At 36.7% G+C, this 16,782-nt stretch carries 15 protein-coding genes; 14 read left to right on the top strand and 1 reads right to left on the bottom strand.

What is annotated here, in order from left to right:
- Window positions 1–90: 90 nt before the first annotated feature.
- From groL to E7B10_RS02135, 9 genes are all read left to right on the top strand, one after another.
- Entirely contained in the window at window positions 91–1,716 is a 1,626-nt protein-coding gene (gene groL, locus E7B10_RS02175; protein WP_118091278.1) for a chaperonin GroEL, read from the top strand.
- A 333-nt stretch (window positions 1,717–2,049) separates the two neighbouring features.
- Entirely contained in the window at window positions 2,050–2,466 is a 417-nt protein-coding gene (locus E7B10_RS02170) for a DoxX family protein (RefSeq protein WP_004696040.1), read from the top strand.
- A gap of 63 nt (window positions 2,467–2,529) precedes the next feature.
- A complete protein-coding gene (locus E7B10_RS02165; RefSeq protein ID WP_004696038.1) occupies window positions 2,530–3,786 on the top strand; it encodes a diaminopimelate decarboxylase in 1,257 nt (418 codons plus the stop codon).
- Window positions 3,787–4,080: 294 nt separating this feature from the next.
- Window positions 4,081–4,824, top strand: coding sequence for a Fe-S cluster assembly ATPase SufC (gene sufC, locus E7B10_RS02160; protein ID WP_004696035.1), 744 nt, complete (start codon window positions 4,081–4,083; stop codon window positions 4,822–4,824).
- 8 nt (window positions 4,825–4,832) lie between these two features.
- The gene (sufB, locus tag E7B10_RS02155; RefSeq protein ID WP_004696034.1) at window positions 4,833–6,242 is read left to right on the top strand and encodes a Fe-S cluster assembly protein SufB; all 1,410 of its coding nucleotides are present in this window, start codon (window positions 4,833–4,835) and stop codon (window positions 6,240–6,242) included.
- Between the two features lie 9 nt (window positions 6,243–6,251).
- Window positions 6,252–7,298 (top strand): SufD family Fe-S cluster assembly protein, encoded by a 1,047-nt coding sequence (locus E7B10_RS02150; RefSeq protein ID WP_004696032.1) that lies wholly within the window; start codon window positions 6,252–6,254, stop codon window positions 7,296–7,298.
- Window positions 7,299–7,310: 12 nt separating this feature from the next.
- On the top strand, window positions 7,311–8,540 hold the full coding sequence (locus tag E7B10_RS02145; protein ID WP_004696029.1) for a SufS family cysteine desulfurase: 1,230 nt from the start codon (window positions 7,311–7,313) through the stop codon (window positions 8,538–8,540).
- Between the two features lie 14 nt (window positions 8,541–8,554).
- A complete protein-coding gene (gene sufU / locus E7B10_RS02140) occupies window positions 8,555–8,980 on the top strand; it encodes a Fe-S cluster assembly sulfur transfer protein SufU (RefSeq protein ID WP_004696027.1) in 426 nt (141 codons plus the stop codon).
- A 1-nt stretch (window position 8,981) separates the two neighbouring features.
- Window positions 8,982–9,665, top strand: coding sequence for an HAD hydrolase-like protein (locus E7B10_RS02135; RefSeq protein WP_004696982.1), 684 nt, complete (start codon window positions 8,982–8,984; stop codon window positions 9,663–9,665).
- 80 nt (window positions 9,666–9,745) lie between these two features.
- Here the strand turns inward: E7B10_RS02135 and E7B10_RS02130 are convergent, their stop codons facing one another.
- Complete coding sequence (locus E7B10_RS02130; protein WP_004696023.1) at window positions 9,746–10,252, bottom strand: S-adenosylmethionine decarboxylase family protein; 507 nt, start codon at window positions 10,250–10,252, stop codon at window positions 9,746–9,748.
- 213 nt (window positions 10,253–10,465) lie between these two features.
- Here E7B10_RS02130 and E7B10_RS02125 point away from each other — a divergent pair, with 213 nt between their 5' ends.
- From E7B10_RS02125 to radA, 5 genes are all read left to right on the top strand, one after another.
- The gene (locus E7B10_RS02125; protein WP_004696020.1) at window positions 10,466–10,945 is read left to right on the top strand and encodes a CtsR family transcriptional regulator; all 480 of its coding nucleotides are present in this window, start codon (window positions 10,466–10,468) and stop codon (window positions 10,943–10,945) included.
- A gap of 48 nt (window positions 10,946–10,993) precedes the next feature.
- Window positions 10,994–11,491 (top strand): UvrB/UvrC motif-containing protein, encoded by a 498-nt coding sequence (locus E7B10_RS02120; protein ID WP_008601086.1) that lies wholly within the window; start codon window positions 10,994–10,996, stop codon window positions 11,489–11,491.
- Between the two features lie 9 nt (window positions 11,492–11,500).
- Entirely contained in the window at window positions 11,501–12,562 is a 1,062-nt protein-coding gene (locus E7B10_RS02115) for a protein arginine kinase (RefSeq protein ID WP_278618128.1), read from the top strand.
- A gap of 234 nt (window positions 12,563–12,796) precedes the next feature.
- Window positions 12,797–15,244 carry an ATP-dependent Clp protease ATP-binding subunit gene (locus E7B10_RS02110; RefSeq protein WP_287511208.1) on the top strand — a complete coding sequence of 816 codons (2,448 nt, stop codon included), beginning with the start codon at window positions 12,797–12,799 and terminating at the stop codon, window positions 15,242–15,244.
- A 164-nt stretch (window positions 15,245–15,408) separates the two neighbouring features.
- Window positions 15,409–16,782, top strand: coding sequence for a DNA repair protein RadA (radA, locus tag E7B10_RS02105; RefSeq protein ID WP_278618125.1), 1,374 nt, complete (start codon window positions 15,409–15,411; stop codon window positions 16,780–16,782).

The raw sequence follows: 16,782 nt of genomic DNA, 5'->3' as shown, positions 1-16,782 counted from the left end.
ACTATAAAAACTGATGATACATTTTATATTGCTTAAGGGCACATATATTTCGTTACATTGGATAGTGTTACTATTTAGGAGGTAATACATATGGCAAAAGAAATCTTGTTTAATGAAGAAGCTCGTCGCGCTTTAGGCCGTGGCGTCGATCAATTAGCAAATGCTGTAAAAGTTACATTAGGTCCAAAAGGTCGTAATGTTGTGTTGGATAAAAAATTTGGTTCCCCAACAATTACAAATGATGGTGTAACCATTGCTCGCGATATTGAACTTCCAGATCCATTTGAAAACATGGGGGCTCAATTAGTAAAAGAAGTTGCTACTAAAACTAACGACGTAGCAGGTGATGGTACTACTACCGCAACAGTATTGGCGCAAGCTATGATTCAAGAAGGTATGCGCAATGTAGCAGCCGGTGCAAACCCAATGATTTTGAAAAAAGGCATTGAAACAGCAGTAAAAACTTTGGTTGAAGAAATTAAAAAACGCTCTATCAAAGTTTCTGGTAAAGCTGAAATTGCTCAAGTTGCAAGCGTATCCGCTGCTGATGAAGAAATCGGTGGTTTAATTGCTGAAGCTATGGAAAAGGTTGGTAATGACGGTGTTATTACTGTTGAAGAATCCAAAGGTTTGCAAACTGCATTAAATGTAGTAGAAGGTATGCAATTTGATCGTGGTTACATTTCCCCTTATATGGTAACTGACCCTGATCGTATGGAAGCCGTTATGGATAACCCATATATCTTGATCACTGATCGTAAAATCAGTGCCATCGCAGACATGTTGCCAACACTTGAAAAAGTAGTAAAAGTAGGCAAAGAACTTCTTATTATCGCTGAAGATGTAGAAGGGGAAGCATTGGCTACATTAGTAGTAAACCGTTTGCGTGGTACATTCAAAGCTGTAGCCGTTAAAGCTCCTGGCTTTGGTGATCGTCGTAAAGCTATGCTTGAAGATATCGCTATCTTAACAGGCGGTACTGTTATTACTGAAGATATGGGTCGTAAGCTTGATTCTGTAGAGCTTGAAGATCTTGGTACAGCTCGTCAAGTTCGCATCACTAAAGATGAAACTACAATCATCGATGGCGCAGGTGATAAAGATGTAATTGCTAAACGCGTTAACCAAATCCGTGCACAAGTTGAAGAAACATCTTCTGATTTCGACCGTGAAAAATTACAAGAACGTCTAGCTAAATTGTCCGGTGGTGTTGCAGTTATCGAAGTAGGTGCTGCTACAGAAGTTGAACTGAAAGATAAGAAACTTCGCATTGAAGATGCATTGAATGCAACTCGTGCAGCTGTTGAAGAAGGTATTGTAGCTGGTGGTGGTACTACATTTATCGATATCATCCCTGCATTGAATACATTGGAAGCTACTGGTGACGTTCAAACTGGTATTAACCTTGTAAAACGCGCTGTAGAAGAACCACTTCGTCAAATCGCATACAACGCAGGTCTCGAAGGTTCTGTAGTAGTAGAAAAAGTTAAAAATACTGAAGCTGGTGTAGGTTTTAATGCCTTGACTGAAGAATACATCGATATGGTTAAAGCTGGTATTGTTGACCCTGCAAAAGTTACTCGTTCTGCTCTTCAAAATGCCGCATCTATCGCATCTCTTGTATTAACTACTGAAACAATCGTAGCTGATAAGGTAGATGAAAATGCAGCAGTTCCTGCAATGCCTCCAATGGGTGGTATGGGCGGTATGATGTAATCAGCTGCTTAGAATTAATTTTATAAGAAATATAATAATCCTAATGAATTGTGAATTACATTTTTCATATTCATTAGGATTATTTTTTACTGATAAATTAATCTATTGTAAGGGTGTAATATTTTAAATAAGATATTATTATATTCAAGCTGACCAGATTTAAAGTGACTAGATTATGTTGATTACATCGATAAAATTGATTTTGTATACAATGTATGATATAATTCTATAGAATTTAATAGTGAGTCTTATTGACATAGTTATTCTCTAATAGTATAATTAATGTATCGAATTTATTCGATTTGTTATATTTGAATTGAAAGAAGGATCACTATGTTGAACTTTATTTTTAAAAGTAAACCTAATTATGTAAACTTTGGCTTATTGATTTATCGCCTTGCATTGGGCATTTCCATGTTTTATCATGGTTATTTAAAATGGCTTAGCGGAGCTGAAGGGCTCTACAAAGTAGGGACTATGTTAGCACCTTTAGGCGTATCCGGTGGTTATGAGATGCTAGGCACTATGGCAGCACTTGCAGAAATGATTGGTGGTATTCTCATTGCAGTAGGATTATTTACACGTATTGGTGCTATTCTAGTTGTAGGTACTTTAGCAACTGCGACTATTGTGAGTTTGAATGGTAGTTTCTTTAGCTGGGACTACCCATCTCAATTAGGCTTTGGTGCACTTATGTTATTCTTTGCTGGTGCTGGTCGCTTTAGTTTAGATAAAGCTTTATTTAAATAATTAGGAAATTAGAATAAAAGACTCATCGGCTGATGAGTCTTTTATTTATGTAGAAAGGTTATCATGAACAAAAAAACAGTTCCATTCACGTCAGAACAATTAGAAAATATTATTGCTCAGTATCCAACTCCATTCCATATTTATGATGAAGAAGGAATTATTGAGAATATGAAATCTTTCATCAATGCATTCTCTTGGAATAAGGGATTTAAGCAATATTTTGCAGTTAAAGCAACTCCAAATCCGTATATCATGCGTTTGTTACAAAAGCTTGGGGTTGGCGCAGACTGTTCTTCCTTAGCGGAACTACTTTTATGTGAAAAAGTGGGTATTACGGGCCATGATATTATGTTCACATCTAATGACACACCGTATGTGGAGTATAAAAAGGCACTTGAAATGGGTGCAATCATCAATCTTGATGATATTACACATATCGAATATTTAGAAAAAAATCATGGCTCTTTGCCAGATACATTCTGCGTGCGTTATAATCCGGGTTCTTTAAAGGAAGGGGGCAATACAATTATTGGTCTTCCTGAAGAAGCTAAATATGGTATGACACGCGAACAAATATTTGAAGCGTATAAACAATTACAAGCTAAAGGTGTAAAACACTTTGGTATTCATACAATGGTTGTTTCTAACGAACTTGATATTGACGGTTTAGTTGGTACAGCAGAGCTTTGCTTTAATCTTGCTGTAGATATTAAAAAAGAACTTGGTATCACTATTGAATTTATTGATTTAGGTGGAGGTGTAGGTGTAGCTTATAAACCAGAACAAACACCAGTAGACTTCCGCGTATTAAGCAAGGGTGTAGAAGAAGCGTATAATCGGATTTTAGTAGCTAATGGACTTAATGATGTAGCATTGGCTTATGAATGTGGGCGTATGGTAACAGGTCCATTTGGTTACCTTGTTTCTACTGCTATTCATAAAAAAGATATTTATCGTCATTACATCGGTTTAGATGCTTGTATGGCAAATCTTATGCGTCCGGCGTTGTATGGCTCTTATCATCATATTACCGTAATGGGGAAAGAAAATGCTCCCAAGGATCATGTATATGATGTAACAGGCTCCTTATGTGAAAATAATGATAAATTTGCTATTCAACGAGAGCTGCCAAAAATTGATATTGGAGATCGTGTCATCATTCACGATGCTGGTGCACATGGACATTCTATGGGTTTCAATTATAATGGTAAATTACGTTCTGCAGAGTTATTGCTACATAAAGATGGCTCTGTTACACAAATTCGTCGTGCTGAAACATATGATGATTTATTTGGAACTCTTGATTTTTCAAATCTATAATTTAATATTGAGAATCGAATAGGATGAGAATTAATATTAATAAAAACCTATCAATATATGTAATACTTGATATTCTTTTAATTCCTGTATATTTTAGTAGGAATATCTTGCTATCATTTAGATAAGAATGTATAATGAGTGTAGATTGTTATGCACATACTTGCTAAGTTGGCGAGAATTACGGCGGTATTCACGTTAGTGCGTACCGCCTTTTTATATGTGTCAGTATATACGTTTTATATATAATGAGTGTATGTTTCTTATGGTTACATACAAATAAAAGGAGTGAACATTTTGGCTGAATTACTTCAGATAAAAGATTTAAAGGTATCTGTTGAAGAGAAACAAATCTTGAAAGGTATTGATTTAACAATTAATAAAGGTGAAATTCATGTTGTGATGGGGACAAATGGTGCTGGTAAATCTACACTTGCTAATGCAATCATGGGTAATTCTACATATACAGTAGATAGTGGTTCTATCATTTTTGATGGTAAGGATATTACGGAAGATGCAGTAAACGATCGTGCAAAAGCGGGTATTTTTATGTCCTTCCAAAATCCAATTTCTATTCCTGGTATTACTGTAGAAAACTTCATTCGTACAGCTAAATCCACAATTACTGGTGAAAATGTACGTGCATTATCTTTCAAAAAAGAATTGAAAGAAAAAATGGATGAATTATCCTTTGATTTATCTTATGCGCAACGTTATGTAAATGAAGGCTTCTCTGGTGGTGAACGCAAGAAGAATGAAATTCTTCAAATGTCCATTTTGAATCCTAAATTGGCTATTCTTGATGAAACTGATTCTGGCCTTGACGTAGATGCGGTTCGTATCGTATCTGAAGGTGTACAACGTTTCCATAACGAAGAAAATGCTGTATTAATCATTACTCATCATAACCAAATTTTACAAAAACTAAAACCAGACTATGTTCATGTGTTGATCAATGGCAAGATTGTTAAAACTGGTGATGCTTCTCTTGTACGTGAAATCGAAGAAAAAGGTTATGACGCATACAAAGCATTAGCATAGGAGGCATAATGGAAGAAAGAAAGAAAACCCAAGTCGCGGATATGGACCGTGGCGTCTATGATATAAAGAACGAATTTGAATATTCTTATATCTCTGATGCCGGTTTAACAGAAGATATTATCCGTGAGATTTGGTCTAATAAAAATGAACCAGAATGGATGCTCGATTTCCGCTTAAAGTCTTTGGAAATCTATAATCGCATGGGCATTCCGAATTGGATTCCTGATATCTCGGGCTTAGATATGGCAAATATTCATACATATGTTAAGCCTAAAGTAGATATGAAAGAAAACTGGGATGAAGTTCCAGAAGAAATTAAAAGTACTTTTGACCGCTTAGGTATTCCAGAAGCGGAAAAAACATCTCTAGCTGGTGTTGGTGCTCAATATGATTCTGAAGTTGTTTACCACAGTATTCAAGAAGATCTTGTTAAGCAAGGTGTTATCTATACTGATATCGAAACAGCATTACATGAACATGAAGAAATCGTAAAAAAATACTGGATGACATTAATTCCACCTACAGACCATAAATGGGCTGCTCTTCACGGTGCCGTTTGGTCTGGTGGTTCCTTCGTATACGTTCCTGCAGGTGTACAAGTAGAGATTCCATTGCAATCTTACTTCCGTTTGAATGCACCAGGTGCTGGTCAGTTCGAACATACGATGATTATCGTAGAAGAAGGGGCTAAATTGCACTTTATCGAAGGTTGTTCTGCTCCTAAGTATGATGTGTCTAACCTTCATGCAGGCGCTGTTGAACTGTTCGTTAAAGATAATGCTACATTGCGTTATTCTACAATTGAAAACTGGTCTAAAAACATGTACAACCTTAACACAAAACGTTGTGTAGTAGGTAAAAATGGTACAATTGAGTGGGTATCTGGTTCCTTTGGCTCCAAAGTTTCTTGTTTGTACCCAATGAGTATTCTCAATGGTGAAGGTGCACATGCTGAATTTACAGGTGTAACATTCGCAGGTGAAGGACAATTCCTCGATACAGGTTGTAAAGTGGTACATAATGCACCATATACAACAAGTAATGTAAACTCTAAATCCATTTCTAAATCCGGTGGCGCTGCAATTTATCGTGGCCTTTTGAAGATTGGCCCTAAAGCTGAACATTCCAAAGCAACAGTTTCTTGTGAATCCTTGATGCTTGATGCTGAGTCTCAATCTGATACAATTCCGGCTATTATCGTAGAAAATGACAATGTGGATTTAGGTCATGAAGCTAAAATCGGTCGTATTTCCGACGAAGCAATTTTCTATCTTATGACTCGTGGTATTAGTGAAGAAGAAGCTCGTGCGATGCTCGTTCGTGGCTTCGTAGAGCCAATCTCTAAAGAATTGCCACTTGAATATGCAGTAGAAATGAACAATCTAATCAATCTTGAATTAGAAGGTTCTATCGGTTAAGGAGGAATTATGAGCGAATTACTATTTAATGAACTCCCTAGACCGACATTCAGATGGTTGCGCGTTAATCATACTGTAAGCTCTCTAGCTGGAGAAGATACAGCGGTACAATCCATCGCTGTGGAAGCTAATAAAGATATACTTTCACCATTACCTGTTGGTACAGCATTACTAGATGGTAATTATGAAGGTGCTAATAAAGAAGCTGTTCATGTATTAGTTGAAAAAGCGGAAGGCTATGCTATCAATGTGCCTCCTAAGGCGAAAGAAGTTGTAGGCATCCGCATTGATGCTAATGCTCGTGTGGCAAACCGTTTCCAATTTATCGTTGGTGAAGGTGCTGAACTAGAAGTACAATTCTATGTAACTGGTTCTGGCGATGCATTGACAAATGTTAGCTATTTAAACGAATACGATGTGAAAGAAGCTGGTAAGGTTGTAGTAAAAAAGGTAAATCTTTTGCCTGAACATGTACAACATATCGAGCATCGATACACTAAATTAGAAGAAAAAGCAGATGTAGAATACATCAATATTGAAATTGGTGGCAGTGAAAACATCTTGAATTACTATCATGATTTAGTAGGTCAAGAATCCCGTATGGTTCATGACATTGCTTATCTTGGTAATAAAGAGCAAAAATTTGATATTTCTATGGTTATGAGTCATGGTGGTAAAAAATCATTTAGTGATATTCATACCTTAGGTGCTCTTAGTGGCAATTCTAAAAAATCCTTCAGAGGGACCCTTGATTTCCTTAATGGAGCAACAGCTTCTGAAGGTGCGGAAGAGGATACTTGCTTATTGTTAGATCCAACTGTAAAATCTGTTTCGTTACCACTTTTATTGTGTAAAGAAGATAATGTAGTTGGTAATCATGCAGCAAGTGCAGGCCAAATTGATCATAATAAATTGTTCTATATCATGAGCCGTGGCTTTAGTGAGGTAGAGGCAAAACATATCATTGTTGAATCTATGATTCGACCTATTATTGATCGCATTGGTGATGAAACGATTGAAGAAGCAGCGTTAGCAGCTGTACGTAATAAAATTTAAAGAGGCGTTTTTATGAGACCAATTGCAGAAGCATACAAAGACTTTCCTATATTACATAAAGAGCATAATGGGCATCGTGTTATCTATTTAGATAGCGGTGCTACTGCTCAAATTCCACAGTCCGTAATTGACCGTGTTGTGGAACATATGACACAACGTAATGGTAACCCACATCGTGGTTCTCATATTTTAGCCATTGAAGCATCTGAAGACTATGAAAATGCACGGGATCGCGTAGTTGAATTTATCAATGCTCGCGAACGAGAAGAGGTTATATTTACACGTAATAGTACGGAGTCAATGAACTTGATTGCCCACAGCTATGGCCTTCATAATGTGAAAAAAGGTGACAAGATTGTCATTACTGTTGCTGAACATCATGCGAATCTTGTAACATGGCAATATGTGGCAGAACAGACGGGGGCAACCTTAGAATACATGTATCTTGATGAACATGGGCACTTAAAAGATGGTGAAATCAATAAAATTGATGAAAAGACTAAAATTGTTGCTTTCGCTCATGTTAGTAACGTGCTTGGTATGGAATTCCCAGTAAAAGAATTAACTGAGAAGGCTCACTCTGTAGGTGCTATTGTTGTTCTAGACGGTGCTCAATCTACACCTCATAAAAAAATTGACGTACAAGCATTGGATTGCGATTTCTTCGTATTCTCTGGCCATAAAATGTGTGCATCTCAAGGGATTGGTGTACTATACGGTAAACGTGATTTATTAGAAACTATGCCTCCATTCCTATTGGGTGGCGATATGATTGAGTATGTAAAAGAGCAAACTGCTACATTCAATGAGCTTCCATATAAGTTTGAGGCAGGTACTCCAAATGCTGATGGTGCCGTTTCCTTGCATGCAGCTATTGACTATTTGGAATCCTTTGGAATGGATGCTATAGAAGCCTATGAAGAGGAGTTAGTAGCTTATATTCTTCCTAAGATTGTTGAATTGCCACATGTCCATGTTATTGGTTCTCAAAATCCTAAGGAAAAACATGGCGTTATTGCGTTCACTGTAGATGATGTACATCCTCATGATGTAGCTACAATTTTGGATTCTAAGGGGATCTGCGTTCGTTCCGGTCACCATTGTGCACAACCATTAGGTGCGTTCTACAATGTATCTGCATCTACTCGTTTAAGTATGTACTTATACACTCGCAAGGAAGATTTAGACGCATTCCTTGAAGTATTAAAGACTGTTCGTTCAGTAATGGGTTTTAAAGATTAGGAGAATTACCACTAATGGAAATGGATCAATTATATACGGAACTTATTTTGGAACATAACCAAGATAAACGTAATAAGCATGAATTATCTGAATTTACAAATTCTGAACATGGACATAACCCTAGTTGTGGTGATGATCTAACATTACAACTCAATGTAGTAGATGGTATCATTAAAGATGCTGCATATACAGGTTCTGGCTGTGCTATTAGCCAAGCATCTGCATCTATGATGATTGATATCATTAAGGGCAAATCTGTTGAGGAAGCGCTTCGTTTAGTAGAAATTTTCTTGGGTATGATTAAAAAAGAGATTACCGATGAAAATGAGTTAGAAGAATTAGAAGATGCTATGGCTCTACAAAATATTTCTAATATGCCAGCACGTGTAAAATGTGCAGTTCTTGCATGGCATACATTGAAAGAGGCTTTAAAGAAATAATATGAAGAAAACGATATTATTTGATTTAGATGGAACCTTAACTGACTCTCAAGAAGGTATTCTTAAAAGCATTAAATTTGCATTGGAACATTTCGGTTATACTGTACCTGATGAAGAAACATTACAATTGTTCTTAGGACCACCATTGGTAGATGCTTTCCAAGAACATTGTGGTTTGACCTTTGAGCAAGCGGAAGAAACATACTTTAAATTCCGTGAACGTTATGGTACCATCGGTAAATTTGAAAATAAAGTATATCCGAATATTGTAGACTTATTGGCTAAATGCAAAACTGAACAATATACTATAGCTGTAGCTACTGCAAAACCAGAACATTATGCTAAAGATATTCTTGATCACTTTGAATTGACACCATACTTTGATGTTATTGTTGGTGCTAATTACGAAGCGGGATTGTTACACAAAAAAGAAATTCTTGAAAAAGCTCTCACGCTATGTGGTAACCCATTAACTGATGAAAATGGTCGTCGATTGACATTCATGGTTGGAGATCGTAAGTACGATGTAGAAGCAGCTAATGAACTTGGCTGTATCTCCATTGGCGTTACCTATGGTTATGGTACGGAATCTGAGTTAAAAGAAGCGGATGCTGAATATATCTGTGATGATGTTGATGAAATTGCTGATGTTCTCAATCTTGAAGAAATGATGGTTCGTAGATAAGCTATATAAATAGAATTACATATCAACCCAAATAAAAAGCTAGAGGAAATCCTCTAGCTTTTTTGCATTTTCATTTTATGTTATTTTTTTAGGCCACTCTTTTTAGCTAATGTTTTGATAACCTTAGCACTTTGTTTTTTCAACTTGCCTCCTGTTTGTTTGAGTTGGATACGTGTACGAGAAACACGACCAAGTGTAGTAATCTTAGTTTTGCGACGTGGTTTCATATCACGTTCGTTACCAAAGTCGCCACGTTGCACACTTGTTGCCTTTACTTTTTCAGCTCTAAAAGATTTACGTAAGGCTTTCATAATTAACGTAAGCGGTAATGTTTGCTCGAAGGAATACAAATCAACTGCTACATAACCAAGTGCAGGATATGTGTGCAATGTAAAGTGAAAACCTGGTGCGACAGAAAGGAGGGCGATTTCCTCGTCCATAACCTGACAACTGATTTCATCTACATCAAGTTCAGCTAAGTCAAATGCGGTTGCTACACTTTCCTGTACAGCTGTAGCGGATGAAATTGCGTCTTCATCGCAGGAATATAAATCAATTAACAGTTCTTGTCCTAATGCTTCTGCCATAACAACACCTTCCTTCAGAAAATAATATCTCATTTATTATACATAGATTTAAGCATTAAGTCCAATTATATGAGAATACATTAAAAGTCAAACGTTATTTTTATGAAATTTGACTTTTATATTGACTAAGGTCAAAAAGTCAAATATAATAGAGTTATGTTAAAGAACAAATAGTCAAAACTATAGTAAATAAACTTTAAAGGGGTGTTTTTTATGAGTATGATAGCTGATAAAATAGAAAAATTTATATTAGACCGTATGCGTGAAGAACAAGAAAAGCTAATTTTAAAGCGTAATGAATTGGCTGATGAATTAGATTGTGCGCCATCCCAAATTAGTTACGTGTTAAGTACGCGTTTTTCTAATGAGCGCGGTTTTGATGTTGAGTCAAGACGGGGCTTGGGTGGATATATTCGAATCAAAAAAATTAACCCAGAAAGTTCAGATTCTTTACCTGCTGTTACAACTTATCGGATTTATGAAGGTCCAAATACGGTAGAACGATTAATTGATATGCGAGATGTAGATCAATCATTATTTCAATTATTACAATCTGAAAAGATTACCCGTCGTGAAGCTCAATTGATGCATAATTCTTTTGCTACATTAATTGAAAATGTAGACGTAGAAGAACGTAATGATGCTGTTCGTCAATTATATGCATCAATGGTGGACACTTTACGGAAGGAGTGATGATTTGTGTTATGTGATCATTGCCATAAAAATGAAGCTACTATCCATATGACTAATATCATAAATAATCAAAAGACTGAGCAACATCTTTGCAGTGCTTGTGCCACCGAGTTACAACAAGCTGGGAAATTATCTCCTTATAGTTCTTTTATGAATGATATGTGGGATAATAACTTTTTTACTAATGATTTTTTTAAGAATATGGTGTATCCAGATAACTTATTAAAAGCTCATCAATCTAAGAGATGCCCTCAGTGTGGTATTACTTATGATGAATTCAATCGGGTAGGTAAGTTTGGCTGTGGTCAATGTTATGAGACTTTTAATAGTGAAATAAATCCATTATTAGAACGAATACAAGGTAGTTCTGAGTATGAAGGGGCTATACCTAGTCGTGGTACTAATGTATTTAAAGCAAAGTATGAAGTAAAGCAATTGCGCCGTCAATTAGATACAGCTATTCAAGCTGAAAACTTTGAAGAAGCCGCAATTTTGAGAGATAAAATTAAAAATCTAGAAGTTATCATCGATGGTGATAACGAATAGGAGGTTCTTATGTTAGATACTATATTGGACTCTCCGCTAAGTCAGTGGCTGTGTCAGGATACAGAGGCGACAGACCACATTGTAATTTCAAGTCGTATACGATTGGCGAGAAATTTTGATGATATATTGTTTACGAATCGTGAAGATACAGTTTCCTTAGAAAAAGTGAATACAATCTCTCGAGGCCTATTGCCAATATTAAAAAAGGCTGATGAGCATCAATATACAAATATTAGCCTTGAGCAATTAAGTCAACGTGAACGTGCTGTCTTAGTTGAAAAACATTTAATGAGTCCTGCTTTAGAGGAAGAATTACCGTATCGTAATTTGATCGTATCTGATGATGCTTCTATCGCAATTATGGTAAATGAAGAAGATCATTTACGTATTCAATCTATGGCTCCAGGACTTAAATTACAACAAGCTTATAATCATGCGGTTCAAATTGATAAAGCTATCGAAGCAAAATATCCTTATGCCTTTGATGAGCGATTTGGTTATTTAACTGCTTGCCCCACTAATGTGGGTACAGGTTTACGGGCCTCTGTTATGTTACACTTACCCGCATTGACGTTATCTGGTCGTATTACGAGACTCATTCGTAACATAATACAATTAGGTTACTCTGTACGAGGGTTGTATGGGGAAGGTTCCGAAGCTTTAGGTTGTATTTACCAGATTTCTAATCAACGAACGATGGGTATTAGTGAAGAAGCAACTATTGAGCAATTGATTAAAATCGTAGAAGGAATTATTGCAGAAGAACGAAAGTCCCGGCAATCTTTATTACACAATGATAAAGAAGGTTTGGAAGATATACTTTGGCGATCCTATGGAATTTTACAATATGCACGACGTGTAAGCGGTAAAGAGGCACTTAGTAAGCTTAGTGATATTCAATTAGGTGTAGATTTAGAAATATTACCATTCTGGGGTAAAGATACTTTTAATGAGCTTGTTGCTATAACTAGACCAAACTTCCTCTCTAAATACTTAGGTAGTGAAAATTTGACAGATACCGATCGCGACAGCTATCGTGCAAAGGTGATACGTCAAAAAATTTTAAATTAATATAAGTACATAAATAATTAATGCATGATTATTTATTTTGTATAGATTGATTTATATAATTTTCTTAGTTTACTGTTAAGAGATTTGTAAAAAATAGTAAATATTAATACTAGATAGCATAATAGATTAATAGAGTTTAATAATATTTTTGATATTCCAATGGTTATTTCACCATTGTTTACATATATTTGAAGAGATACAATTACAATTTACATAGATAGATGAGGTGATATTATGATGCAACGGTTTACAGACGATGCACAGCGCGTTCTTTCGTTAGCTCAAGAGGCTGCTTTGGAGTTAGGACATGACTATGTCGGTACTGAACACGTACTCATCGGCCTTACAAAGGTTAAAAATGGTGTAGCAGCTAAAGCTTTAGAAGAGCTTGGCCTTGTTACAGAAGATATTTTTGAAGCTGTAGAAGAACATGTAGGACGTGGTAATAAAAAGGCAACGTCAATATATATGACACCTCGCGTTAAGCATGTGCTTGAGCTTGCCATTCAAGTAGCAAATCACATGAATCACAACTACGTTGGTACTGAGCATATTCTATTGGGCCTACTTAGCGATGGTAGCGGTGTTGCTGTTGCTATTCTACGAGCTATGAATATACGTAGTAATGACGTAGTAGAAGCAATTCGTAGTATTCTTGGCTCGAATAAAGGTAGCAATAATGGTGGTCAAGAGGGAATAAATAGCAATAATGATTTAGGTGAGCTGTCAGATTTTGCAACTGACCTTAATGAGTCTGCTAAACAAGGTAAGATTGATCCTGTTATTGGCCGCGATACGGAGATTCAACGAGTCATTCAAATTCTCAGCCGTAGAACTAAAAATAATCCTGTTCTTATTGGTGAACCAGGTGTAGGTAAAACAGCTATTGCCGAAGGCTTGGCACAGCGTATTGTGACTGGTAATGTACCGGAGATTTTACGTAATAAACGCATTATTTCTCTTAGTATTGGTTCTATGTTAGCGGGTGCCAAGTACCGTGGTGAATTTGAAGAACGGTTGAAAAAAGCCATTGATGAAGTACAACAACATGATGATATGATTATCTTTATAGATGAAATTCATACATTGGTTGGGGCAGGTGCTACTGAAGGCGCTATGGATGCAGCTAATATCTTAAAGCCTGCTTTGGCACGAGGTGAATTCCAAGTTATCGGTGCCACAACACTTGATGAATATAAGAAACATATAGAAAAAGATGCTGCTTTAGAGCGTCGTTTTCAACCCGTTCAAGTAGGAGAGCCTAACGAAGAGGATGCTCTTGAAATTTTAAAGGGATTAAGAGATCGGTATGAAGCTTTCCATAAGGCTAAGATCACAGATGAGGCATTAACAGCAGCTGTATCTTTATCTAGCCGATATATTACAGATCGATTCTTGCCTGATAAGGCTATCGATGTAGTCGATGAAGCTGCATCTAAGGTTCGTATGAAAGTATTTTCTGCAGCACCTGATGTTAAAGCATTAGAGGATCGCCTTAATACAGTTAAGAAAGAAAAAGAAGCTGCTGTTACGTCTCAAGATTTCGAAAAGGCTGCAGAGCTTCGCGATGAAGAACAATCACTATTAAAAGAAATTGGTGATAAAAAATCTATCGCTAAAGAAAAAAGCGATCAAAAATTAATAGTAACAGAGGAAGACATAGCTGCTGTAGTAGCGCAATGGACAGGCATTCCAGTGGCTAAAATTGCAGAAGAAGAGTCTGCAACCTTACTACATTTGGAAGAAGAACTTCATAAACGCGTAGTAGGTCAAGATGAGGCTGTTACTGCTGTAGCTAAAGCTGTACGCCGTGCAAGGGCTGGATTAAAAGACCCAAAACGGCCTATTGGTTCATTCTTGTTCCTTGGGCCAACTGGTGTAGGGAAAACTGAGCTAGCAAGAGCGCTTGCATCCTCCTTGTTCGGCGATGAATTTGCTATGATTCGACTTGATATGTCTGAATATATGGAAAAACATACTGTGTCTCGCTTAGTCGGTGCCCCTCCAGGTTATGTAGGTTATGAAGAAGGTGGCCAATTAACAGATGCGGTACGTCGTAAACCATATAGTGTTATTCTCCTCGATGAAGTGGAAAAGGCGCATGCAGACTTCTTTAATATCTTGTTACAAGTTCTTGATGATGGTCGTCTTACTGATAGCCAAGGTAGAACTGTTGATTTCAGAAATACAGTTATTATCATGACAAGTAACTTAGGTGCTAAAGCTTTACATAAGAACTCGCCAGAACTTGGTTTCTTAGCAGCTAAAAAGTCTGATTCTAATGTAGATGAAAATAAAGGAATTGATTTTAAAGAGGCTAAGAAATCGGTAATGGATGCGGTGAAACGTCATTTTAGACCTGAGTTTTTAAACCGTATCGATGAAATGATTGTATTCCATCCATTAACAGAAGAGGACTTAAAAGAAATTGTAACTATCTTGATGAGTGATGTTACAAAACGCCTTGAAGAGCGTGATTTACAATTAGAAATCTCTCCTGAGGCTATGCAATTACTTGTTAAGGAAGGCTCTGATTTCACAATGGGGGCTCGACCATTAAAACGTGCTATTCAACGTTTAATTGAGGACCCAGTGTCCGATCTTATTTTGAAAGGAGATGCAAAAGAAGGCAAAATTATTAAAGCAGATGCAAAGGATAACGATCTTGTTGTATCAATATGATAAAAAATACAAATTATACAGTTGATGACTACCTTTCATATAAAAAATATAAGTTAAATGGTATACTATAGAATGATGATAGTTAACCATGTAGTAAAATTATGCATAAAAGGTCATGAATGGTTATCATTCATGGCCTTTCTTTTTAAAAGTTTTGAGGTATAATGGCAAAAGCAAAATCTGTATTCTTCTGTCAAAATTGTGGGGCTGAATCCTCTAAATGGATGGGTCGTTGTCCACAATGTGGTGAATGGAATACATTAGTTGAAGAAATCATTAAAGAAACTAAATATAGTCGAACACCTTCTCGAGGTGTTGGAAATCAAACGGCGAAGCCTACCGCCTTGCCAGATATCGAAATTTCTTCTATTGCACGCGTATCTACAACCTTTGATGAAATTGACCGTGTATTAGGTGGTGGCATAGTGCCTGGTGCTCTAATGCTTTTAGGTGGTGATCCTGGTATTGGTAAATCTACTTTGTTACTACAAGTATCCCAGAAGATAGCCGATACAGTAGGAGCAGTTCTTTATGCATCTGGTGAAGAGTCTCAGTTACAACTTAAACTTCGAGCAGAACGACTGCATATTAATAGTGAACGGTTACAAGTTATTGCAGATACTGATCTAGATCATATATTGGAGCAAGCTGAAGCAATGACTCCTTCCTTACTAGTCATTGACTCTATACAAACTATGTATACTGGAGATATAGATGCTGCGCCAGGCAGTGTTAGTCAAGTTCGTGAATGCACATCTCGCCTACTTCGCTTCTGTAAAGAACGAAATATACCTACTGTAATCATTGGTCATGTAACAAAGGAAGGCAATATTGCAGGGCCTCGTATGTTAGAGCATATGGTAGATGTAGTGCTTTACTTTGAAGGGGAGCGTTCTTATCAATTCCGTATATTACGGTCCATTAAAAACCGTTTTGGTTCTACATCAGAAACAGGCATTTTTGCCATGGTAGAGGAAGGGTTACAGGAATTGTCCAATCCATCTGCTTCTCTCTTGGCAGAGCGTTCCGATGAAGAAAGTGGCAGTGCTGTTATGATTTACCTCGAAGGGGTTCGGCCCATCTTAGTAGAGGTACAAAGCTTGGTCGTTACTACGGCCTTTGGTATGCCTAGACGTACGGCGATTGGTTATGATCTTAACCGATTAATTGTATTATTAGCAGTCTTAGAAAAACGCTGTAGCTTTACATTAGGTAATAAAGACGTGTATGTAAATGTCATCGGTGGTCTCAAGGTAAATGAACCTGCTTGTGATTTATCTATGGCGGTTGCCATTGTGTCAAATCTGAAAAATCGAATCGTTCCAACAGATATGGTAATTTTAGGTGAAGTAGGCTTAACTGGTAATGTTCGCAGTATTCCTCGCATTGAACAGCGTATAAATGAAGCCAAGAAATTAGGTTTTAAAAAGTTTATTATTCCTGAAGGCAACTATAAACAAATCAAGGATAATGATAGCTCTATCAAAATTAAAGGTGTCAAATCTATACAAGAGGCGATGCAACTCGTATTTTCATAA

This window comes from Veillonella sp., assembly GCF_032470285.1.
Classification (GTDB): Bacteria; Bacillota; Negativicutes; order Veillonellales; family Veillonellaceae; genus Veillonella.
The sequence above is the reverse complement of the archived record's forward strand: the minus strand, read 5'-3'. Positions and strand labels throughout refer to the sequence as shown.